This window comes from Faecalicoccus acidiformans, assembly GCF_014202635.1.
Taxonomy (GTDB): Bacteria; Bacillota_I; Bacilli_A; order Erysipelotrichales; family Erysipelotrichaceae; genus Faecalicoccus; species Faecalicoccus acidiformans.
Genome location: NZ_JACHHD010000012.1, coordinates 16,239 through 37,983 on the forward strand (window position 1 = coordinate 16,239; position 21,745 = coordinate 37,983).

Sequence of the window (21,745 nt, forward strand, 5' to 3'; positions counted from 1 at the left end):
TCCTCCTGATCTTATTTATTATAACAGCGCAGACAAAGAAAAAGTGCAGGAATTCTGCACTTTCTACATTGTAATCCAGCCTAGAACATTGGCGACAGAGCTCAATAAGATAATCGTGATACAGATCGGCGCCACATATTTGATGATGAAGTGATAGATTTTTTTGCGCTTGAACTGCGAAGAAATCTCAATCTCTTCGTCGATTTTCTTTAAACCTACGACTTTCACAACCAAGAAACAAGTTGCTAAGGCCGATATTGGCATCATGACTGAGTTCGTTAAGAAATCAAAGAAATCTAAGAACTGCATTCCGAAGATCCGAATCGAATCCCAGACGCCAAATCCTAAACAAGAACAAGTTCCCAAGATAATCATAACAACCGCCATGAACACACAAGATTTTTTGCGGCTCCAGTGGAGTTCGTCACCCAAAGTGGATACGCTTGTTTCCAACAAAGAGATCGCGCTGGTCAAGGCTGCGAACAGGAACATTAAGAAGAAGACAACTCCGACAAAGGTCCCGATTCCCATGCTGGAGAATACCTTCGGTAAAGTGATAAAGGTCAAAGATGGGCCAGCCTGCAACGTAGACATATCGCCACCGGAAAAAGCGAAGACAGCCGGAATGATCATCAGACCTGCCAACAAGGCAACGCCGGTATCAAAAAATTCAACTTGTGAAGTACTCTTTTCTATATCGACATCTTTTTCGATATAGGAACCATAAGTGATCAAGATTCCCATGGCGATAGAGAGGGAATAAAACATTTGACCCATTGCCGAAACCACAGTCATTAGGGAGAAATTGTCAAAGTTAGGGATCAAGAAGTATTTAACTCCTTCCCAGGCACCAGGACGAGTGACCGAGTAGATGGCAACAATAATGGCCAATACGATCAGGATCGGCATCATTATCTTGGAAACTCGTTCAACACCTTTATTGACGCCGCCCAAGATGACGGAAAACACTAGGACAGAGAACAGGATGAACCAAAGTTCTACACTGCCTGAAGAGGATAAAAAAGCAGAGAATGTTCCGTCCTGGGCTAACAAGGTCGCATTGCCCAAGGCATAATCAAAGAGATATTTCAGGACCCAGCCGCCAATAACACAATAGTAAGGGCAAATCAACATGGGGATGATGGCAGTGAACCAGCCGCCTAAACGAAAAGGCAAGGTCTTGCCGAAAACATGAAAGGCACCTACCGGACTCTTTTTTGTCATTCGCCCTAGAGCAGTTTCTGATACAATCAAGGCATAGCCTAATGTAACCACCAGGATCAGATACACGAGCAAAAAGATCCCGCCGCCATATTTGGCGGCTAAATAGGGAAAACGCCAAATATTTCCCAAGCCGACAGCTGATCCGGCAACGGCCATTACATAACCGATCCGTCCTGAAAACTTGCCTCGACTATTTTGCGAACTTGAAGAAGTTTTCTTATCCATATGAGACCTCCTTTGATAAGGTTTCTAGTCGTATCTTTCATTAAATACTATTATGAAAAGGATTTCAATGAAAATCAGGAAATCCATGTAAAAAAAGACAAGGTTTATGAAAAATGTAAGAATTAAGACAAGATATCTATGATACGATAAAAACAGAGGAGGCTTTCTTTATGGTGATCGCTTTGTGTTTTCCGGGAATCTTCTATATTCTCTATGGGATCTATATGATTTGCAGAAAGCGCATGATCAATTTGCGTGAAGATTTTCGCAGTCAATCTTGGACTTCAGAATATATTACGGAACAAGGGAAGCTTGATATTATTTTTGGGGCTCTTCTTTTTGCGGACAGCGGGGTATATCTCTTATTAGGAGGGGTGGCCGGGTTTCTCTTCCTGATTCTTTTGGGGATCCTTTGTATCCTGGGACAATATCGTCTGTTCCAAAAATATAAGCAGAAGATTGAAAAACCGCGGTGATTTTGCGGGAATTGACATCCGATACAAGTTTTGATAAACTTTCGTCAGTATGAGTAGCACAGAAGACCCCGGTCGAAGTTGCACGGGGAAACAATAAAAAAGAAAGACATAACCTGAATTCCATCAGGCTATGTCTTTTTGTGCATTTTTGGAGGATATTATGTTTTTTGCGTTAGGATTGCAGGTCGTCTTGATCTGCGTGAATGCGATCTTTGCCGGCGCGGAGATCGCCGTCGTCTCCATGAACGGAGCGACGTTACAAGCACGTGCCGAAGAAGGGAATCGTCGCGCCAAGATCTTGATGAAGTTAGTCGAGAATCCATCAAAGTTTTTGGCAACGATTCAGGTAGCCATTACGTTGGCAGGATATTTAGGTAGTGCCTATGCGACAGATAGTTTTGCGGATCCTTTGGTGAAACTCTTGAATTCCTGGAACATTCCGATCTCGGAGGCCACACTGCGTTCTTTTTGTCCATTGGTGATCACTTTGATCATGTCCTTTTTCTCGATCGTATTCGGGGAATTGGTGCCGAAGCGAATCGCGATGCAGAATAAAGAAAAGGTATCTTATGCTTTGTCGGGGACTCTATCTTTTATCTCTAAAGCCTTTGCCCCTTTGGTATGGTTATTGACCAACAGTACCAATTTGGTTCTTCGTCTTTGCGGCATCGATCCGGACGAGGAAGAAGAAGTGACCGAAGAAGAGATTCGTATGATGGTCAATCAAAGCCTTTCCCAAGGACAGATAGAACAAGATGAGAATGTGATGATCCAAAACATCTTTGATTTCAATGATGTGACCTTGGAAGAAATCTGTACGCATCGAAAAGATGTAGTCGCATTGGATGTCGAAGATGAATTGAGCGTATGGGACGAAGAAATCAACCAGACATCTTTTGACTGTTATCCGGTTTATCGCGAAAACCAGGATCAGATCGTAGGTGTATTGGATGCCAAAAAGTATCTTCGTATGGCCAACCGCACCAAAGAAGAAGTGCTCTTGAATGCGGTATTGAAGCCCTTGTTTGTCTTAGAGGGTATGAAAGCCGATCATCTTTTATTAAAGATGAAACAGACAAAAAAATCTTTTGCGGTCGTCTTGGATGAATATGGAGGATTTGTCGGGGTTGTCACGTTGCGCGATCTTTTGGTCTTATTAGTGGAAGATCTGGATGAAGAAGGACAGTCCAGCGAATCTGACGGTATCCTCTTACTAGAAGAAAACATGTGGCGAATCCAGGGAGATGCCATGCTGGAGGATGTCAATAAGATTTTAGGGCTGCAGCTCAGCGATGAAGAATACGATACATTCAGCGGTTATGTACTGGATGCCTTAGGCGGCAGTTTGCCGGATGATAACGAAAGCTTTGAGCTGGATCTGGAAGAAATGATCATCAAAGCGAAGATGGGAACGGAACACCGCATAGACGAAGCGGTGGTTCGCTTGAAACCAAAACCCCAAAAACAAAACGAAGAGGAGAACGATTGATTCTCCTCTTATTTTTTTAGGGTAAAGGTAAAGGAATTGGTATCGCCCCGATATTTTGAGATCGAGTATTCGATCGGAATTCCTTGGGGATCCCTTCCGTAAGAATGAAAATAAAACAGCGGATCTTTCTGGTTGATCTGCAGCAAGTCGGCTAATGTCTCATCGGCGCTGACCACCTCTAAATGACGAGTGATCGAGGCAATCGGATGATCGCAGCGGGCACATTGATCATAGAAAGATTCTTTACTGAAATCCAGATCCAGAAAATGCGCAAACAAGGGATAGGGCATGTAGGTCGTCACAAAGACATTGGGCGTATGATCGATATAGCGCAAACGGACCAGTTTCAAGACTTCATCGCATCGCAAGATCTCTTTGATCTCGTCCGAGGCTTCTTCTTTTTGAAACGTCAGCACTTTGGTTTGGCTCGAATGTCCTTTTTGATGGATCTCGGAATCAAAGCTGCTGATGGTTTGGGTAAATCCCTGATCGATCTTAGGAGCGCAAACGATGGTTCCTCGTTTCCGGCGCTTTTCCAAGATGCCTTGGTCAACCAGCAAACTGATGGCCTGACGGATCGTCGGCCGGCTGACGTGGTATTGGCTGGCCAGTTCCATCTCTGTGGGAATGGTTTCACCTACCGGATAAAAGCCGGAATCGATCTTATCGAGCAGATCGTTGCGGATATCTAGATACATTGCGGACATAAATGCCACCACCTTCTATACATAATAGTAACATTTTATTTATTTCTGTCAATTTATATTGACATAAACATTACATAATGATACATTGTCCTTGACAAAAGGAGGTATTGGATATGAATTCATCCAATCTGACAAAAGAATCACTTGCGAAACTGTTTGACCATACCTTTTTAAAAGCGTATGCGACCGATGCCGATCTTGCGAAACTTTGTGACGAAGCTAAGGCAATGAATACGGCGATGGTAGCCATCAATACGGAATGGACGGCTTTTTGTAAAGAACAGCTCAAAGACAGCGATGTGCATGTCGGCGCTGCCATTGGATTCCCGTTAGGCCAATGCGGGCTGGAAACGAAATTATTTGAATGTCGTCATGCGATCGAACAAGGAGCCGATGAGATCGACTATGTCATCAATATCGGACAGGCGAAGATGCATCATTGGGACTACATCAAAGACGAGATGGAAAAGATCGTGGCCATCTGTAAAGAACATCATGTCCTCAGCAAGGTCATCTTTGAAAACTGTTATTTGGAAAAAGAAGAGATCCAGAAATTGAGCGAGATCGCCAAAGAAGTAAAACCTGATTTCATCAAGACCAGCACCGGATTTGGAACCGGCGGGGCCACGGCAGAAGATGTAAAACTGATGAAAGATACCGTAGGAGACGTAGTTCAGGTCAAAGCCGCCGGCGGCATCCGCAGCTGGCAGACATGTAAAGCAATGATCGATGCCGGTGCTACCCGCATCGGAACCAGCTCCAGTATCCAGATCTTAAAAGAATTTGAAGAGGCAAACGCATGAAACCCCTCTTATTAAAACCTATCCCGGATTATACGATCTGGGGCGGCAATACATTAAGTCAAGCCCGCGGGTATGATCAAAATTATGGAACGTGGTGGGAAGTCTCCGCACATCCTTACTGCACCAATGAAGTGACCAATCTGGAAGAAAGTGTCACGCTTCAAGAATTGATCGACCGCGATCCCGAAGGGATGCTGGGAAAAGGCTACGGCCTTCATGAAATGCTTCGCTTGGCGTACCTGGATTCCATCGACAGATTGAGCATCCAGGTCCATCCTTATGATGAATATGCCTGGGAACATGCACAGGATAATGGAAAATTTGAGACTTGGTATATCTTGGATGCGAAACCAGGCGCCAACCTGGTCGCAGGAACGACCGTCTCGGATCCGGAAGTGATCCGCAAAGCCCTGGAAGATCATACGTTAGATCAGTATTTACGACACTGGCCTGTCAAAAAAGGCGACTATATCACGATCCCGGACGGAATGCTTCATGCGTTGGGAAAAGATATCGTTGCCTTGGAAGTGGGCACCAATTCCAATACGACGTATCGCTTTTATGATTATGGCCGCACGGATGCGCAGGGAAATGCGCGCCCGCTGCATTTAAAGGAAAGTTTTGATGTGGTTGACTTTTCCAAAGAACCGCACTTTGTACCGGCCCAGCACAAGACGCATCGCTTAGGCGATACGCCGGTTTTAACCGTCGATGAAATCTATGCCGATCAGGATCAAGTGATCGATGTACAGGATACTTATGGCATTCTCTCGAATGTAGGCGAAGAAAAGATCCAGGTCATCTGGAAAGATCAAACGATCGAAGTGGCCCGCTATAACAGTCTTTTCATCCCTCACAGTGCGCAGGAAGTGACATTGAAAAAAGGGGCTCATGTCTTATTCAGCCAACCGAGAAAGAAGGACTAAGATGAAAACAATTTTAGTAACCGGAGCCAATGGATACTTGGCCAGTTATATCGTGCGCGAGAATCAAGACCAGTTTCACTGGATCAAGATGACCCGCAAGGATGCCGATCTCAGCGATCCGCATGCAGTTTATGACTTTGTTTCCCGTCAAGATTTTGATATTTGTTTCCATACGGCAGCCAATGCGACGACGGCTCTTTGTGAAGAAAAACCGGATCTGGCGCATAAGATCAATGTGGAATCGACCCAGTCGATCATCCGGGCGTGTAAAGAAAAAAAGGCTCGTCTGATCTTCTGTTCTACGGAACAAGTCTTTAATGGTTTGGTCAACGAAGGACCGATCAAAGAAGATCAAGAACCATGTGCCGTGACTGTTTATGGACAAAACAAGATCGAATGCGAAAAATACATCCATCAGGAACTGGAAGATGCCGTGATCTTGCGCTATTCCTGGATGATGGGACTTTCTTTTGATGGCATCAAGGCCAGTCCGAGCATTGTCAAAAATGTCATGAATGCACTGATCCATCATCAGCCGACCTTGTTCACATGCAACGAAAGAAGATGCATGACCTATGCCAAATACTTGGCTAAGCAGTTCAAACAGATCTCGGAATTGCCGGCCGGCACCTATCATGTGGCTTGTGAAAACGATAAGACGACGTATGAATCGGCTCTTTATGTCGCAAACCGTTTGGGTTGTGATCCTAAAGCCATTGAAGAATTGATCTTGCCGAATACAAAACGTTATGCCGATCGCTTCCGCGATTATCGTTTGGATGCGGCCAAACTGAAAGGCTATGGCATTACGTTTGGCACCTTTGAAGAAAATGTCGAAGAAGTTTTAAAAGATTTTGGCTGGATCTAGATCCTAAGGCTCCGCTTGGGGCCTTTTTCTTTTGTCAAAAAAAAGATCCTCATGGAGAGGATCGTGAGTTAGGAAATGTTTTTGTTGAATTCTGGATCGTTCTGGAGTGATTCGCGCAGTTCAGCCGGGATATCTAAAATTTCCAGTGCTTTTTCCAATGTCATATCCGGGAGATTCTTCATGAGATTGCGAACACTTTCCTGCAGCGCCATATTTTTGCCTTGGCTAATTCCTGTACTGAACGCTTGGCCCCATGCCTGGTTCCATAATCCTTCACTGAATGTACACATATTTCTCAACTCCTTTTTTATCTCAGTATACCATGTCTTTTTTTAAAACGAGCCCCTGGGCATGATCATAAGCGGCTTGCGGATCGATTTGCCCGTTGTTTACCGGCATCTCGCTGGCCACCACGACATACTCTTGATGATCGATCGTGATTTGATCTTGGATCACAAAGCTGGCAATATCGCCCGGTTCATAAACATAAAGCGTCGTCTTTGGGTCATTGACATCCAGGACAGGGATCTTTTTTTCGACCGAGAATGTTTGGATCTCTATCGATTGAGCATCCGCAAAATCTTGGCGGGCATCCAACAGATAATAAAAGTGAGCGGCTTTTTCGCCCCAGTATGGATCGCTGGCATATTGGACATTGATCCCGCTGGCCTTATTGCCAAACCAGGAACCGTGATAACGCGAGTCTAACAGATTCGCATAGCCGTTCTGAAGGAATCCGTAAGCATGTTCGTAGATACAATCTTGGATCGAAGAATAGACGGTAGCGCTATCCGGGCTGGCATCATAGGCGGCATGGCCAAACAAGTTGTGGTTTACGATCGCATATTCACTTCGTCCATAGCCGCTTTCATTGACGGCCGTCGCAAACATCATGGAGGCATTGATCCCGATCTCTTCTTGTATGGAAAGAAATTGATCGCCAGATTGAACTAATACACTTTGATTGTCGGAACATGGGAAAGTTGCGGCTTGCTGGTTGATGCCATAGTCGGCCAAAAAAGCGTCATAATCAGCACTTGTCAAATGAGTCGATGAACGATGCGGCACATACTGATAGAAATTATAATGCGCTTTCGGATTGACGGCATTTTCGTGAGAGTTATGTCGGACATCATCTGTCATTTTCGAAAGATCCGTGTAAAAGTAGTTTCCATCATAAGAATAATAGATCACACCCTCATCCATAAAATCCGGTGCCTGTTCCAAAGAAAGCGTATTTCCGTTTCCTTGCAGAAGATCCGTGGAGATAAAATGATATAAAATATCTTCACTGACATAGTAGTAGGAACAAGAAAGGCTTTCATCAAAAAGATACAGCTGGATATCTTCGATAGATACCCACGCTTTGACGCCGCTGATCTGTATCAGTGCCTGACTTCCATCCGATGAAGTGTCTAAGTATAAGGCATCGGCTCCATAAGCGCCGTTGGTATAGCCGGCGGCATCGCTGCCATCCACCGTATAGAGCGTATTCTCCGAACTTGACTTGGTGTTGAGATTGACAAAGCCTTCAGACAAGGCCACGACTTTTTGATCTTCTCTTTGGATGTAGGCTACTTCATCTAGAGAATCCATCTTGAACTGGGCAAACAAAAAATGCTTGTAGACACCTTGTTCTTCGACGCCTTCTTTTGTGACGGCCATGACGGTAAAGACACCGTTTTCCGTCAGTTTCAAGCCTAGAAAACCAAGACCTATCAAGCCGATCAACAGGCCTAAAATCAATACAGGTCTAGAGATCCTTCTTCGGGATCGCGTTCTTCTTTTTCTTGTCATGCATCCAGTGTAGCACAATCGATATTAAACTGTCATTTAGACGGCTTCTGTGTTAAACTGTTGAAGTTGAAAGGATGTTGAGATTATGGCCACTATGGAAGAAAGATTGGATGCGATCGTAGAACGATATAATACGATCAATGATGAGATGATGAAACCGGATGTCGTATCTGATCGTAAACAGATGGCAAAATTGGGAAGAGAACAAAATGAGTTAACGCCGATCGTAGAGACGTATCAAGAATACAAACAGGCAAGAAACGAATATGCGGATGCGAAAGAATTAGCGAAAGAAGATGACAAGGAACTTCGTGAATTGGCGCATGCCGAAATTGAGCGTTTAGAACCGGCAATCCAGGAATATTTAGATAAGCTGGAATTATTGCTTGTACCAAAGGATCCTAATGATTCTCATAATGCTTTTATGGAGATCCGCGGTGCTGCCGGCGGGGATGAAGCCAATATCTTTGCCGGAGATCTGTTCCGTATGTATGCTAAATATGCTGAAAGCAAAGGCTGGAAAGTGGAAGTGACCGATTCCGAAGACAGTGAAGCAGGAGGGTTCTCCATCATCACTTTCAAGATCACTGGCCAAGGGGCTTATGGCATCTTGAAATTTGAATCGGGATCTCATCGTGTGCAGCGAGTTCCTAAGACGGAAAGCCAGGGACGTATCCAAACTTCTACAGCAACCGTATTGTGTTATCCGGAATTGGATGAAGAAGATTTTGATATCGATATGAATGATTTGGAAATCGAGACCATGCGTGCATCCGGGGCCGGTGGGCAGCACATCAACAAAACCGACTCCGCTGTTCGTATCATCCATAAGCCGACCGGAATCGTAGTCAAATGTCAGGATGGTCGCTCGCAGCACGAAAATCGTGCTACTGCCTTGGCGACGATTGCAGCTCGTGTAAAAGAAGAACATCAGCGCGAGATTGATGAAAAAGCCGGAGCCGAAAGACGGACAAAGATTGGGACGGGAGATCGTGCAGAAAAGATCCGCACCTATAATTATCCGCAAAATCGCGTAACAGATCATCGAATCGGTTATACGGTCAATCAGCTGGATCGTATTATTGACGGTCGTTTGGATGATTTGATGAATGCTTTGCAGATGGCAGATCAAAAGGCTAAATTGGCAGGAGAAGAACTGTGAATTATCGCGAATATATCAAAGAAGGAAGAGAACGCTTATACAAAGCCGGACAGGGCGAACAGGCGGCCCAGCTTTTGATGGTCGAGCTTTGCCAACATAAAGGGATTAACTTGTATCTCGATATGGAAGAACCAATCGATGAAGAAATTCGTGTGGACTATCTGGAAGCCATCCATGAGATGGAAAAAGGAAAACCCTTGAGTTATGTTTTGGGGTATGAATCATTTTATGGCTATGACTTTATGGTAAATGAGGATGTATTGATTCCCAGACCAGAAACGGAAGAGCTGGTGGGATTGGTTCTTTCACTGTATGATGAGCATTTCAGTGATCGGGACCATGTCGATGTCTTTGATGTGGCAACAGGATCTGGTGCCATTGGGATCACTTTGAATCTGGAAGAGCGAAAGATGGATGTGATCGCCAGCGACATCTCTTCGAAAGCGATCGATGTGGCTTATCAAAATAATGAAAAATTAGACGGCCATGTTCAGTTCATAGTGGGAGATATGTTAGAACCGTTTATTGATCGGGATCTGCATTGCGATATCTGCGTATGCAATCCACCCTATATTCCATCTCATGAACCGATGGAACACAGTGTTGTGGACTATGAACCGCATGTAGCCTTGTTTGGCGGAGAAGACGGTTTGAAATTTTATCGCGAACTGTTTGAAAAAGCCGATCAAGTTTTACGTCCTCAGTCTTTTTTGGCCTTTGAGATCGGTTATGATCAAAGGGAAGCACTGAGTGCCTTGGCCAAGAGTTATTTTCCGGACGCCAAGATTCAGGTCCATAAGGATATGTCAGGCAAAGACAGAATGTTAACGATTGAAAGAGGGTTTTAGGATGATGTCAAAAAATGCGCCATGCTGGTGCGGTTCGGGGAAAAAATATAAGCATTGCCATGAGAAATGGGATGATACGATCAATGTACTGAAACTGCAGGGGAAGATCGTTCCCGGACATGATCTGATCAAAAGTGAAGAAGATATGCATTGGATCAAAAAAGCTGCCAAGATCAACAATGAAGTCTTGGACCTGGTTCAAGAAAAGATCCATGCGGGCATGACGACCGAAGAAATCGACCAGCTGGTCTATGACTATACTACCAGTCATGGCGGGATCCCGGCATGTCTTGGGTATATGGGATTTCCCAAGAGCTGCTGTACTTCAATCAATAATGAGATCTGTCATGGGATTCCAGATTCTAAGGTCGTATTGAAAGAAGGGGACATCGTCAATGTGGATTGTACGACCATCGTGCATCGCCATTATGCCGATGCCAGCCGGATGTTCTGTATCGGGGAAGTTTCACCTGAGGCCAAAAAACTGGTGGATGTGACCAAAGAATGCCTTCAGATTGGAATCGATGCGGTTCGCCCTTGGGGGCATTTTGGAGATATTGGAGCCGCGATCCAGGAACATGCACATAAACATGGATACAGTGTAGTGACAGATTTCTGCGGTCATGGAGTCGGCAATGCGTTCCATGAAGACCCTTATGTTCATCATGTCGGCATCAAGAATACGGGTATGGTCATCGCACCGGGGATGGTATTTACGATCGAGCCGATGATCAATGAGGGAGTCAGCACTTTATATATTGATAAAAAGAACAATTGGACGGCGTATACTAGTGATGGGAAATTGTCGGCCCAATGGGAACACACGCTTTATGTCACCGAGAAAGGCGTAGAAATCATTGCTTATTGACAGGACTGTAATGGCTTACAGTTCTTTTTTATGAAAATTTTTATAAAAATTATGTAAAAAAATGCTTTCTTGACCAAGACAACCTTTCATAAACTTGTCATCCAACCCTATTAGGAGTAAAATGAACGCATAAGGAAAGGAAGTATACAGCATGGAAAAATGGACACAAGAACAGTATGCAGCCCGTTTACAAGAAATGAAACAGGAAGCACATGACAAAATGTGGCTCTATATCGAAGTCAATGCCAAAGAGTTCATGAATGAATGCGAACCTGGTGTAAAGGGAAATACTACGACTTGCTGCAAAGCTATGTTGGATGCTATGTTGGAAGGGGACGGATTTATCGTTGAGCCAAAAGTCAAAACAAAAGTGGCTGGCACTCTGACAATTCGTTATTATGTGGATAACCTGCATCCTGGACGCAGAAAATATTCAGAAGTTAATAACTAAGATAGCATTAGACATGAGAAGGATCTTCGGATCCTTTTTTCTTTGATTTCTTTCCCCTTGTAAATCATGTATAATAAATATTAATAAAAGGACTTTACATCATGGAAAAAAATGTTATCATCACCATTTCTCGTCAATTCGGTTCCAACGGACGTGAGATTGGCCGCCGCTTGGCCGAATACTTGGATATTGGCTACTACAACAAAGAGATCATGGAAGTCATTGCCAAGGACCTGGGCATTGATGCGGACTTTTTCCGCGAAGAAAATCGCAACGCCCAAGGCCTCTACTCCTTGCCGGGACGCAATAAGCTTTCCACGATCACGGAGCTCTCGGTCAATTCCGAAGTGTATGAAAAGGCCAGTCAATTGATCAAAGGGATCGCCAGCCGCGAAAGTGCGGTGATCGTAGGGCGCTGTGCGGACTATATTTTAAAAGAGCATACCCCTAAGATCCGCATCTTCTGCTACAGCAACATTGAAGATCGTCTGGCTTGGAGCATCCAGGAATATCAGGTGCCGAGCCGTAAAGCTCGTAAGTTCGTTCATGAGAAAGATAACCGACGTGCCGGATTCTATGAATTTTACACCGGACAAAAATGGGGATCGAGTTCCAATTATGATTTGATGATCAACACTTCGAATATGTCAGTGGATGAAATCGTTGGCATGATTGCCGAGCTTTATGATATCAAATTGGGAACGAAGAGCTTCAAAGGAGCCTTCAGTGACCAGTATCTTGAACACAAGAAAGTTTCATTTGCCGATTTGGACGATGCGCAAAATTAAAACGGAAGGGAAAATTACCGCTTCCGTTTTTTTATGGGATCTGAATCATCTTTTGGAGATGGAAAGAATAGATCCATTTTTGGATCGGTTTGTCTTCCATCAAAGACAAGGCTTGTTCATAGGTGTCTAACTGTCCTTTATAAGCCGTGATAAAGTCTTGTTCCTGATCGAAATGATCGGTCTTAAAATCCAGGATCACGATTTGATCACTTTCCCAAACTACCAGGTCCATAAATCCATGGACGATGGAACCATCCATCTGTACGATATAAGAACATTCAAATTCATGCGGCTCTTTCATCCACACTTGATAACGAGCATCCTTATTTAAAGATAAGAACTGAGTTTTATCAATTTCCCGCAGCGCATAATCTTTCTTCTGCGCAAATTCTTTGATCTTAGATTCTTGATACGGATACGATAATTGGGCGGCCATCTCGTGAAACAGCGTTCCACGAACCGAACCCAGCGAAGGATGCAGATCCACGGATGGCCAGGTTCTGGACTGTTTGGCTTGGCTGGCCGTTTGATCTTGTACACAGGTCCATGGCTTGGTATAGATTGGGATCGGCTGATTAGGGGCCGATTTTTTTTGAGCGGCTGGTCTTTCGTAAAGCGTTTGCACCTTTTCAAAATGGACCAGGGGATTCTGGGCACCATAGTAGGTGTGAAAAAACCATCCGGTAGGGCCCTCTTTTTGGGTGAGGGTATAAAGCGATAAGGGGCTTGCGTAATCTTCGGCTTGCGAGATCGCATCCACTAAGATCAGCTCTTTTTCGGCACGCGTGGTCGCCACATAGAACACACGCATCTCTTCTTCCAGTTCATCCTGGCGTTTCTTGGCCAGGAAGGCCAAATGACTTTTCCCTTTGTATTTTAGATTGTGCTGCGAGTCGATTTCCGCAAACGAACATCCTAATTTTTCATCGATCAAGACGGGCTGACTGGCATCGCGTTCCCGGTCTTCATGCGTCGAAAGAATATAGACGATCGGAAACTGCAGTCCTTTGGAATGGTGCATCGTTTTGATCGAAACCACATCGGCATGTTTTGAATAGGGTGAAGCTTGCGCCAGCGCATCAAAATCCGAAGCCTGCTTGTGGATGCGAATAAATTCTTCGACCGAACAAGTGTCTTCTTTCTCACTGGCCATCCGTAAGAAAAGATCGAGGTTGGTCTTATCTTGCGGACTGGTCTGGTCTTGATAAAAATTGCGATGGGCATAGAGCTTTCGAATGAGATCGCATAACGGCAAATTACGATACGATGCCAATTCATGATAATCCTGCATAAAGGAGCAGTCTTTGATTTTTTGATATAAAGAAAGACCTCTTTCTTTGTGAAGCGTCGCTTGGGCCAGGTCGTCTGCAGAAACTTGACATAGTCCCGAAAACAGAAAGGCACAAAGACGGATATCATCATCCGGATCCAGGATCGCCTGCAAGGCCGAGAGGATGACCAAAACGGCGGCATTGGTATAAAAGCCGTGATCGATCTCCGCCAGACAGGGGATGTCATAAGCTTCCAAGGCATCTTTGATGGCTTGCTGCGGGCCGTGGCTGCGGGTCAGGATACAGATATCGCGAAAATGGTTGCCGTTTTCTTTTTGTTTTAAGATATCTTGTGCCAAGATGTCGAGCCGATTTTGGTTCAAGGCACTTTTGGCCTGAAGGAGTTCGACATCGTGTTCTTGGGCATAAGGTTTATATTCACTGTAAAGGAAACGAACTGGATATTGCGGTTCTTGTTTTTGGCGGTCGGTACCGGATTTCGCCAGGTCGATTGTGGAAAACTGTTCCGAGACTCCTTCGATATTCATGATCTTTTGATAAAAGTCATTGTTGAAGCGAATGATGGCGTCCGAAGACCGGTAGTTTTCATCCAGGACGATCGTGCAGGAATTCGCATCGCGGCTATGCATATGGCTGGCCATGATCTCGGGCTTGGCATAGCGAAAGCCATAGATGCTCTGCTTGATATCACCGACCCGGAAGACATTGTTTTCGCGGGCGAAACAAGCGACGATGCTTTCTTGAAGATCGTTGGTATCCTGGAATTCATCGACCAGGATCATCTGATATTTCTGGCGCACTTCTTCGGCAATATCTTTTTGACAAAGCAGCTGGTACGCAAAGTGTTCCATATCTTCAAAATCCAGTGCTTCTTGAGCTTTTTTTAAAGCCTGGAAACAAGCTTTGGTCTTTAAAGAAAGCGTACAGAAGGTCTCTTTTTCCTTTTGAAGCAAGTCGCTGGTTTCAAAATAGACATCTTCTTCAAAACACATTTCTGCCACTTGTTTTTCAATCTTTTTAAAATGCTCGGCAAGCGCTTTGACATCGATTTCATCGTATTTGTTCTTTAGGCGCGGAGAGCCTTGGATCGCATGAAAAAAGGTTTGCCGAAAGGCGGCATAATCGCGGTCTCGCAAAGCTTCCAGGCAAGCACTGAGATCTTCTTGTTTTAATAAAAGATCCTCTGTTTCTTCGATTTCCTCTAAGATCTCTTCCAATACGATCAACATGGACTGGATCTTCGTTTCAAAGGATTGATAGAACCAGGTCTCGATCTCAGGATTTTCCGGTTGGGTCAGTTCCTGGATCCATTTTTCTGGATCGGGTTTGGACCAGGCCGTCTGGATCAGTTTTTTGATGCTTTGAAGGATCTCATCTTCTTTTTTGCCGAAGCCGTCAAAATAGTGCAGGAGATCAGCCATGGCATCCGGATCGATCTGGGCACAGGCTTGTTCGTATGCTTTTTGAAAGAGCTCGTAGGACAAGCTGGGATCCAATGTCGTATTGGCCATCTTCAAAGAAATGGGGATCCGATAATAATAGTTTTTAACGATGGACAAACAGAAACTGTCGATCGTACACAGGCTGCTGGTTTCTAAAAGTGCCAGCTGTTCTTTGATATAGTCGGTGGGTTCTTCGTTTTCTAAAGCGATCTGCAGACGGGTCTTCATCTCATTGGCGGCATCCTTGGTAAAGGTCATGGCCAAGATCGAATCGATCGAGATCTTGTCTTTTAAGACCAGGTCGCAAAGGCGCTGGACCAGCACGCTGGTTTTTCCGCTGCCGGCACTCGCAAACACAAGGACGTTTTTATCGCGGATCTGAATGGCTTTTTGTTGAGCTGGGCTAAATCGCATGCACATTCTCCTTTTCTAAACGGCTTGATTTTTTGACTTCCTGCGCGCTGTTTCGACAGATAGATCGATATGCACAATACGTACAGGCATCTTTGGCGTGTGCGGGTTGGATATTTCCTGATTGAATATCCCTTAAAAGGTCAAATAAGATGGTTTGCCACTGGGCCTGGATCGTTTCAAAAGAAAGAGCTTTATCGCGTTTTGCGCCAAAGCGGGAAGGCTCATCGGCATAGATCGAAAGATCTTGAAACCGGATCCCGGCAAACGAGCGCGATTCGAGAGCTTGTTCGCTTAATTCTTCCAAAGCGGTTTCCTCGATCTCCGGATATTTTTTGCGATAGTTGATCTTACAGGCCGAAGCTTCCTGCAGGGAAGTATTCAAAGAAATGTAGAAACAGCCCACCGGCAGCTGATGATGCATCGATTCGTACATGACGGCATATGTGATCAGCTGCAAGGCTTGTCCGCTTTCAAAATCAGATAGGGCAAAGGTGCGCTTTCCGGTTTTGTAATCAAAGATCATAAACGAAGTTTGCGACGCATCGATCCGGTCGATATAGCCATACAAAAGGACAGGGGTATCGTTCCACATCAAAGACATGGAAACTTTACATTCTTGGGCATGGGTCGTCATGTGCCATTCTTTTTCAAAGGCCGCAAGGCTTTGAAGAAGCTTTTTCATCTTGCGGAAGATCTCCTGGATCTGAGTCTGGAAGAAAGCTTGTTTTTCCGGATGGATCTTTTGGGCAAAGGAAAACTCCTGCTCGATCAAAGAGAGCAGTTCTTTGTGATCGACCGCTGTATAGGCTTTTTGATGTTTTTGGATCAGCTTTTCTAAGATCGCATGATAGATCGATCCTCGGATCCGGATATCTTTTAGATCTTCTCGTTCTTGAAGATGGAGGCCGTAGCGCAAAAAGTGCTGGAATGGGCAGCGGGCAAAACTTTCTAAACGCGATACGGAACCTACAAACTGGTGTGCATCAAAAAACAGGGCACGTGCCGTCTCTTGCCCGCAAGTAAACTGCGGCTGGATCCAGCGCATCGGATCTTGAAATTCTTGAAAAACCGGGCCATGCCCAAACCATTGTTCCAGTTCATGGCTTAAGGCGTGATCTTTGCCGTTATAATCCGATTCCGCAACCAGAACATAGAGATCCTGGCAGTTCTCTAAGACCGTCCAAAGCTGTTCTCTTTGTTTTTGCAGCCGGGTGGAAAGTGCAGGGAAGTCACAAGATGCCAGATAAGCTTCATCAAAGATTCCGGTATGCATGGCAAGGGCCGGGAAATGGGCCGCATGGGCCCCGCACAAAAAGACGGTGGAAAAGAAAGGGGTGATCTCCTTTCGGCTTCCGATCAAAACGCCTTGATGGTGCTTTATGGATTTTGAAGGCATCTTGGCTTCGATGTAGTCTTTGAAGAATTGAAGATCTTCAGCGGTCCGGATCTTTTTCCAGCTCTGTCTGAGCTGTTCCTGGATCCAGTAAAAAGCATTCAAATTATCTTCCGTACAAGGCAGTTGGCTTTGGATCGTCGTCAAGATTGCATCTAAAGTATCTATGGACCAGTTTAAGATCGCATCATGCTCCTGAAGCCAGGCTTGTGTTTGTGTGAGATGATGTTTCAAACTTTCAAACTCTTCCTGCGCAAACAATGCGTTTTCTTCATAGACTTCCGGGAAGGGATAGGCTTGTTTCCACAAAGCGGGAAAGTTTCTAAGCGTGCTTTGGATGATCTGCCGCGTTTGGGGATAGAGCAGATTGATCAGTGCCAGATAATGATCCAGATCGGATTCCAAAATCCAGGAAAGCGCACTCAAAAAAGCATCCGCAAACGGATTTTTATGGTCTGAAGACAGGATCGTATAGGGGATCTGGTGCTGATCAAAGATCTGTGCCAAAACTTGTTTTTCCGCATTGTCATTGCAGCTGACAAAAACGTCGGAAGCTTCAAGGCCCTGGTCCAGAATGGTCTTGGCAATCTGCTGAGCTTGTTTGCGGGGATTTCCGGTTGACCAGTAATGACGGTTTCCAGGGTCGTCAAGTTTTAAGATCTGGGCATGGCTTGCCAGTAGTTTTTGGATCCAGAGCTGTTCGGATTCCGAATATTCATAAGGCAAGATCCATACATCAGAGGTATCTAAGTCTTTGTCAAGAATTTCCGGAATCTCTTGTTGCCAGAAAGGAAGATCTTGGATTTGTTTGAGCAGGACTTTGAGATCTTTTTGTTTTTGTGTCTTTTCGGGCAGTTTTTCAAAGTCCAGTGCATAACTTTTGGCCAAGCCCGCAAAGTCGGCCAGTTCCTGAATAAAGGCAAAACTGGAACGGCTGGCATAAAATGCATTTTCTTTCGGAATCGCCTGGCAACAATCGCGTACCTGATAATAAAAATCGATCGAAATTTGGGGTTCGGCTTTAAAAAACCGCTGGATATAGCTTTGAAGGCTCAAGATCTCAAGACCTAAGGTATTTCCGTGGGTTTTCAAGACTTCCTGGTAGAGGGATAAATGTAAAGATGCGGGAGCAATCAGGATCCCTTTTTGTGGTAGATTCAACATACTTCCTATTTTATCAAAAGCGGCAGGTCTTTTGAATTTTTCTGAAATATTTTTAAAATTTCGCTACAATAAAGGCATGAAAAATCCATTGAAGAAGAATGTTCTGTTTTTTCGATCCCATCAAAATATCTTGTGGGATATTGTGGTGTGCGGAGCGTTGCTGCTGGTGGTGAGCGGCATAGGCAGTTTGTTTTATCGCTTGCATCTGGATGGGGCAACGATCATTCTCTTATATCTTTTAGGGGTCATGGTCGTTTCGATCTTGACGACGGCGCGTTTGACCGGCGTGCTTTTTTCGATTGCCAGCGTGTTGATCTATAACTACTTGTTCACCATTCCGCGGTTTACGTTTCATGCCTATGGCCGTGATCATTTGGCGACCTTTATGATCATGCTGGCGGCCTCGGTTCTGGCAGGATCCCTGGCTGTCCGTCTCAAGAACAATGCGAAGGCGTTTCGGCAGGATGCTTACAGTGCCAAAGTGCTGTTCAATACGTCCCAGCAGCTTTCCAAAGCCAAAGGACCCGATCAGGCGTATTCTTGTATGGCCAGACAGCTTCAAGATCTCTTTGGCTGCGGCGTGATCGTGTATCCCATCCAGGATGACCAGATCCAGGAAACGATCACGGCGGGAACGATCTCGCAGAAGATGTTAGAAAAAGAACAGATGCATGAGGTTCAAAAGGTTTTGAAAAAAGGCGGTTATGCGGGCATTGTAGCGGGCCGGCAGGCTTCTTATGCGCCGGTGCATCTGGAAAAAGAAGTTTTGGCTGTTGTCGGGTTGGAGAAGGTCTTAGAGAATATCGATGAATTTGAAGAAAATATTTTCTTGTCGATCTTGGGTGAGTGTGCCATGACATTAGAAAACCAGCGGGTGATCAAGGAACGTCAGGAAGCGCGGATCGAAGCGGAAAACGAACGCTTGCGGGCCGATTTGTTGCGTATGATCTCTCACGATCTAAGAACGCCGCTGACTTCGATCTATGGCAATGCGACCAATCTGCTTCATCAGGAAGAACAGATGGATCCAGCCGTGAAAAACCAGGTCTATCAAGATATTTATGATGATTCACGCTGGTTGATCGAACTGGTGGAGAACCTGCTGGCGATCACGCGTTTAGATCAAAAACAAGTTGATCTGCACCGCAGCCAGGATGTTGTGGAAGATGTGATCGAAGAAGCTTTGAAACATGTAGAAGGGCATACACAAGGACATAAGATCGTATTTGAACGTAAAGATGACTTTTCTTTGGCATATATGGATAGTCGTCTGATCATGCAGGTGGTAGTGAACTTGATCAACAATGCGATCAAATATACACCGTCGGGCTCTACGATCACGATTCAGACAGAATCAAAAGATTCGGTTGCATATGTGACAATCATGGATGATGGACCGGGGATCCCGGATGAACAAAAAGAACGTGTATTTGAAATGTTTTATACAGGAACTGGCAAGCTGACAGATACGAAACGCAGTCTTGGATTAGGTTTAGCACTGTGTAAAAGTGTGATTGAAGCGCATCATGGGGAGCTGATCTTAGAAGATAACCAACCTCATGGGGCAAAATTTACCTTTAGTTTGCCGCAAAGTAAGGAGGAAGCAGAAAATGAAAATCTTGGTCATAGAAGATGATACAACCGTTCGGCATTTGATCGTAACGACATTGGATACTCATGATTATGAATATCTGAGTGCAAAAAACGCTGAAGAAGGTTTGGATCTGGCATCGCAGGAAGAACCCGATGTGATCTTGCTGGACTTGGGATTGCCGGATCTGGATGGTATCGAAGTTATAAAAAAAATCCGCGTCTGGTCCAATATGCCGATTATTGTGATCAGTGCCCGCAGTGAAGATGCGGACAAAATCGAAGCGTTGGATGCCGGAGCGGATGATTATTTGACAAAACCGTTTTCGGTGGATGAACTCTTGGCCAGACTGCGCGTGATCCAACGGCGTCTGGCGTATTTGAACGAACATTCTCCGCAAGAGGAGATCAGTTTTACCAACGGCGATCTTCATATCGACTATGGAGCTGCCAGTGTGACCATGAAAGGGCAGGAACTGCATTTGACACCGATCGAATATAAGATCTTATGTCTGCTGGCCAAAAATGTCGGCCGGGTTCTGACCCATAAATATTTGACCCAGGCGATCTGGGGCACGTGCTGGGAAAGCGATATGGCTTCCTTGCGTGTCTTTATGGCAACCCTTCGGCGCAAGATCGAACCCAAGGGAACCGATGTTCACTATATTCAAACACACATTGGAGTTGGATATCGCATGATGAAGTTATAATCTCAGAACGATTCCTAATACGGCGCATAGGCAAATCAAAGCGATCGGGTGCAGCTTTTTAAAGATTTGTAAAAGCACCAAAATAATCAAAAATAGAACAAAGTGCAAAGGAATAAAACTCGACAAAGAAAGAGTTCCATCAAATATAACTTGAAGGATGATCCCCAGTCCTGCACTGGCGATCATGGCAGCCACCGCAGGGCGCAATCCGTAGAAGACGTGCTGCACATAGGCAGAGTCCTTAAATTTTTTTAAGAATTGAGCGATAATGCAGATTACGATGATGCTGGGAGCAACCAGGCTCAATGTAGTGATGATACCGCCCAGGATCGATCCGCCTGTGGCATGATAGCCTACATAAGTGGCCATGTTGACACCCATGGCTCCGGGTGTGGATTCGCTGATGGCGATCATATTCATCAACATGGTTTCGTCAAACCAGCCATAGGCATCGATCATCGCATAAAGAAAAGGAATCGTTGCCAGTCCGCCGCCTAAGGCAAAAAGACCGGTTTTAAAGAATTCAACGATCAAAGAGATCCAAATACTCATGATTTATCTCCTTTCTTCATGCGAATTGTCTGAATCAATAATCCGGCAGCGCCTGCCAGAATCACGATCCAAACAGTAGAAACGATAGAAAAGTAAGTCAATATCAAAGCAACAATGAAAATCAAAAGTCCTAGTTTATCCTTTATGCCGGTTTTCGCAAGTTTGATGACTGCGTTCAGGATCAGTACACAGACAGCGATCTGAATCCCGGCCAGCGCATGTTGTACAATGGCAAGGTCGGCAAAGTTTTGAAGAATGCTTGCGATCAAAAGAATAATCACGATGCTGGGGAAGACGATTCCTAGAGTGGCGATTATGCCGCCCAAGATTCCTTTCTTGTAGTAACCGACAAAAGTGGCTGTATTGACGGCAATGATTCCCGGAGTGCATTGTCCCACGGCAAAGTAGTCCATCAGCTCTTCTTCTGTGGCCCAATGTTTTGTATCAACGATTTCTTTTTGGAGCAGTGGCAACATGGCATATCCGCCGCCAAAGGTAAAGGCGCCAATCTTGGTAAATGTCCAAAATAATTCTATATATGTTTTCATGGGTGAAA

The 21,745-nt window shown here is 44.9% G+C and carries 20 protein-coding genes; 12 read left to right on the forward strand and 8 right to left on the reverse strand.

Going from position 1 to position 21,745, the window contains the following annotated elements; genetic code table 11:
* Positions 1-63: 63 nt before the first annotated feature.
* Entirely contained in the window at positions 64-1,449 is a 1,386-nt protein-coding gene (locus HNQ43_RS06370) for a sodium-dependent transporter (RefSeq protein WP_183375939.1), read from the reverse strand.
* A gap of 170 nt (positions 1,450-1,619) precedes the next feature.
* Here HNQ43_RS06370 and HNQ43_RS06375 point away from each other — a divergent pair, with 170 nt between their 5' ends.
* Together HNQ43_RS06375 and HNQ43_RS06380 are read left to right on the forward strand one after the other, a co-directional pair.
* Positions 1,620-1,925, forward strand: coding sequence for a hypothetical protein (locus tag HNQ43_RS06375; protein ID WP_183375942.1), 306 nt, complete (start codon positions 1,620-1,622; stop codon positions 1,923-1,925).
* A gap of 160 nt (positions 1,926-2,085) precedes the next feature.
* A complete protein-coding gene (locus tag HNQ43_RS06380) occupies positions 2,086-3,414 on the forward strand; it encodes a hemolysin family protein (protein WP_183375944.1) in 1,329 nt (442 codons plus the stop codon).
* An 8-nt stretch (positions 3,415-3,422) separates the two neighbouring features.
* Here the strand turns inward: HNQ43_RS06380 and HNQ43_RS06385 are convergent, their stop codons facing one another.
* Positions 3,423-4,121 (reverse strand): GntR family transcriptional regulator, encoded by a 699-nt coding sequence (locus HNQ43_RS06385; protein ID WP_183375946.1) that lies wholly within the window; start codon positions 4,119-4,121, stop codon positions 3,423-3,425.
* 113 nt (positions 4,122-4,234) lie between these two features.
* Between HNQ43_RS06385 and deoC the strand changes: the two genes are divergently transcribed.
* The 3 genes from deoC to HNQ43_RS06400 are packed head-to-tail and all read left to right on the forward strand — an operon-like array spanning position 4,235 to position 6,718.
* Positions 4,235-4,924, forward strand: a complete 690-nt coding sequence (gene deoC / locus HNQ43_RS06390; protein WP_183375949.1) for a deoxyribose-phosphate aldolase — start codon at positions 4,235-4,237, stop codon at positions 4,922-4,924.
* Entirely contained in the window at positions 4,921-5,850 is a 930-nt protein-coding gene (locus tag HNQ43_RS06395; protein WP_183375950.1) for a class I mannose-6-phosphate isomerase, read from the forward strand. Before deoC ends, HNQ43_RS06395 begins: the two co-directional genes overlap by 4 nt.
* A 1-nt stretch (position 5,851) precedes the next feature.
* Positions 5,852-6,718, forward strand: a complete 867-nt coding sequence (locus HNQ43_RS06400) for an SDR family oxidoreductase (RefSeq protein ID WP_183375953.1) — start codon at positions 5,852-5,854, stop codon at positions 6,716-6,718.
* Between the two features lie 68 nt (positions 6,719-6,786).
* On the opposite strand, the gene HNQ43_RS06405 is transcribed toward HNQ43_RS06400, so the two are convergent.
* Together HNQ43_RS06405 and HNQ43_RS06410 are read right to left on the reverse strand one after the other, a co-directional pair.
* Complete coding sequence (locus tag HNQ43_RS06405) at positions 6,787-7,008, reverse strand: hypothetical protein (RefSeq protein ID WP_183375956.1); 222 nt, start codon at positions 7,006-7,008, stop codon at positions 6,787-6,789.
* Between the two features lie 22 nt (positions 7,009-7,030).
* A complete protein-coding gene (locus HNQ43_RS06410) occupies positions 7,031-8,515 on the reverse strand; it encodes a glucosaminidase domain-containing protein (RefSeq protein ID WP_183375959.1) in 1,485 nt (494 codons plus the stop codon).
* Positions 8,516-8,600: 85 nt separating this feature from the next.
* Here HNQ43_RS06410 and prfA point away from each other — a divergent pair, with 85 nt between their 5' ends.
* The 5 genes from prfA (at position 8,601) to HNQ43_RS06435 (ending at position 12,632) form a co-directional block, all read left to right on the forward strand.
* A complete protein-coding gene (gene prfA / locus HNQ43_RS06415) occupies positions 8,601-9,677 on the forward strand; it encodes a peptide chain release factor 1 (protein ID WP_183375962.1) in 1,077 nt (358 codons plus the stop codon).
* A complete protein-coding gene (gene prmC / locus HNQ43_RS06420) occupies positions 9,674-10,525 on the forward strand; it encodes a peptide chain release factor N(5)-glutamine methyltransferase (RefSeq protein ID WP_183375964.1) in 852 nt (283 codons plus the stop codon). The genes prfA and prmC overlap by 4 nt, the downstream gene beginning before the upstream one ends.
* A 1-nt stretch (position 10,526) precedes the next feature.
* On the forward strand, positions 10,527-11,393 hold the full coding sequence (locus HNQ43_RS06425) for a methionyl aminopeptidase (protein ID WP_183375967.1): 867 nt from the start codon (positions 10,527-10,529) through the stop codon (positions 11,391-11,393).
* Positions 11,394-11,544: 151 nt separating this feature from the next.
* Positions 11,545-11,844, forward strand: coding sequence for a hypothetical protein (locus HNQ43_RS06430; RefSeq protein ID WP_022789509.1), 300 nt, complete (start codon positions 11,545-11,547; stop codon positions 11,842-11,844).
* Between the two features lie 101 nt (positions 11,845-11,945).
* Positions 11,946-12,632, forward strand: a complete 687-nt coding sequence (locus HNQ43_RS06435) for a cytidylate kinase-like family protein (RefSeq protein WP_183375970.1) — start codon at positions 11,946-11,948, stop codon at positions 12,630-12,632.
* 31 nt (positions 12,633-12,663) lie between these two features.
* On the opposite strand, the gene HNQ43_RS06440 is transcribed toward HNQ43_RS06435, so the two are convergent.
* Both HNQ43_RS06440 and HNQ43_RS06445 read right to left on the reverse strand, forming a co-directional pair.
* Positions 12,664-15,780 carry a UvrD-helicase domain-containing protein gene (locus HNQ43_RS06440; protein ID WP_183375972.1) on the reverse strand — a complete coding sequence of 1,039 codons (3,117 nt, stop codon included), beginning with the start codon at positions 15,778-15,780 and terminating at the stop codon, positions 12,664-12,666.
* Positions 15,770-18,337, reverse strand: coding sequence for a PD-(D/E)XK nuclease family protein (locus tag HNQ43_RS06445; protein WP_183375975.1), 2,568 nt, complete (start codon positions 18,335-18,337; stop codon positions 15,770-15,772). Before HNQ43_RS06445 ends, HNQ43_RS06440 begins: the two co-directional genes overlap by 11 nt.
* Before the next feature lie 76 nt (positions 18,338-18,413).
* On the opposite strand from HNQ43_RS06445, the gene HNQ43_RS06450 reads away from it, so the two are divergent.
* Both HNQ43_RS06450 and HNQ43_RS06455 read left to right on the forward strand, forming a co-directional pair.
* Positions 18,414-19,973: an ATP-binding protein gene (locus tag HNQ43_RS06450; RefSeq protein WP_183375977.1), complete on the forward strand. Its 1,560-nt coding sequence runs from the start codon at positions 18,414-18,416 to the stop codon at positions 19,971-19,973.
* Positions 19,948-20,637, forward strand: coding sequence for a response regulator (locus HNQ43_RS06455; protein WP_183375980.1), 690 nt, complete (start codon positions 19,948-19,950; stop codon positions 20,635-20,637). Before HNQ43_RS06450 ends, HNQ43_RS06455 begins: the two co-directional genes overlap by 26 nt.
* Here the strand turns inward: HNQ43_RS06455 and HNQ43_RS06460 are convergent.
* Positions 20,632-21,189, reverse strand: coding sequence for a chromate transporter (locus tag HNQ43_RS06460; protein ID WP_183375982.1), 558 nt, complete (start codon positions 21,187-21,189; stop codon positions 20,632-20,634). The two genes, HNQ43_RS06455 and HNQ43_RS06460, sit on opposite strands and share 6 nt — an antisense overlap.
* On the reverse strand, positions 21,186-21,737 hold the full coding sequence (locus HNQ43_RS06465) for a chromate transporter (RefSeq protein ID WP_183375984.1): 552 nt from the start codon (positions 21,735-21,737) through the stop codon (positions 21,186-21,188). Before HNQ43_RS06465 ends, HNQ43_RS06460 begins: the two co-directional genes overlap by 4 nt.
* Between the last annotated feature and the right edge of the window lie 8 nt (positions 21,738-21,745).

Excerpts from the sequence above, each read along its gene's own strand:
- HNQ43_RS06370 (WP_183375939.1), bottom strand. The coding sequence starts at position 1,449 with ATGGATAAGAAAACTTCTTCAAGTTCGCAAAATAGTCGAGGCAAGTTT.
- HNQ43_RS06375 (WP_183375942.1), top strand. The coding sequence starts at position 1,620 with ATGGTGATCGCTTTGTGTTTTCCGGGAATCTTCTATATTCTCTATGGG.
- HNQ43_RS06380 (WP_183375944.1), top strand. The coding sequence starts at position 2,086 with ATGTTTTTTGCGTTAGGATTGCAGGTCGTCTTGATCTGCGTGAATGCG.
- HNQ43_RS06385 (WP_183375946.1), bottom strand. The coding sequence starts at position 4,121 with ATGTCCGCAATGTATCTAGATATCCGCAACGATCTGCTCGATAAGATC.
- deoC (WP_183375949.1), top strand. The coding sequence starts at position 4,235 with ATGAATTCATCCAATCTGACAAAAGAATCACTTGCGAAACTGTTTGAC.
- HNQ43_RS06395 (WP_183375950.1), top strand. The coding sequence starts at position 4,921 with ATGAAACCCCTCTTATTAAAACCTATCCCGGATTATACGATCTGGGGC.
- HNQ43_RS06400 (WP_183375953.1), top strand. The coding sequence starts at position 5,852 with ATGAAAACAATTTTAGTAACCGGAGCCAATGGATACTTGGCCAGTTAT.
- HNQ43_RS06405 (WP_183375956.1), bottom strand. The coding sequence starts at position 7,008 with ATGTGTACATTCAGTGAAGGATTATGGAACCAGGCATGGGGCCAAGCG.
- HNQ43_RS06410 (WP_183375959.1), bottom strand. The coding sequence starts at position 8,515 with ATGACAAGAAAAAGAAGAACGCGATCCCGAAGAAGGATCTCTAGACCT.
- prfA (WP_183375962.1), top strand. The coding sequence starts at position 8,601 with ATGGCCACTATGGAAGAAAGATTGGATGCGATCGTAGAACGATATAAT.
- HNQ43_RS06425 (WP_183375967.1), top strand. The coding sequence starts at position 10,527 with ATGATGTCAAAAAATGCGCCATGCTGGTGCGGTTCGGGGAAAAAATAT.
- HNQ43_RS06430 (WP_022789509.1), top strand. The coding sequence starts at position 11,545 with ATGGAAAAATGGACACAAGAACAGTATGCAGCCCGTTTACAAGAAATG.
- HNQ43_RS06435 (WP_183375970.1), top strand. The coding sequence starts at position 11,946 with ATGGAAAAAAATGTTATCATCACCATTTCTCGTCAATTCGGTTCCAAC.
- HNQ43_RS06440 (WP_183375972.1), bottom strand. The coding sequence starts at position 15,780 with ATGCGATTTAGCCCAGCTCAACAAAAAGCCATTCAGATCCGCGATAAA.
- HNQ43_RS06445 (WP_183375975.1), bottom strand. The coding sequence starts at position 18,337 with ATGTTGAATCTACCACAAAAAGGGATCCTGATTGCTCCCGCATCTTTA.
- HNQ43_RS06450 (WP_183375977.1), top strand. The coding sequence starts at position 18,414 with ATGAAAAATCCATTGAAGAAGAATGTTCTGTTTTTTCGATCCCATCAA.
- HNQ43_RS06455 (WP_183375980.1), top strand. The coding sequence starts at position 19,948 with ATGAAAATCTTGGTCATAGAAGATGATACAACCGTTCGGCATTTGATC.
- HNQ43_RS06460 (WP_183375982.1), bottom strand. The coding sequence starts at position 21,189 with ATGAGTATTTGGATCTCTTTGATCGTTGAATTCTTTAAAACCGGTCTT.
- HNQ43_RS06465 (WP_183375984.1), bottom strand. The coding sequence starts at position 21,737 with ATGAAAACATATATAGAATTATTTTGGACATTTACCAAGATTGGCGCC.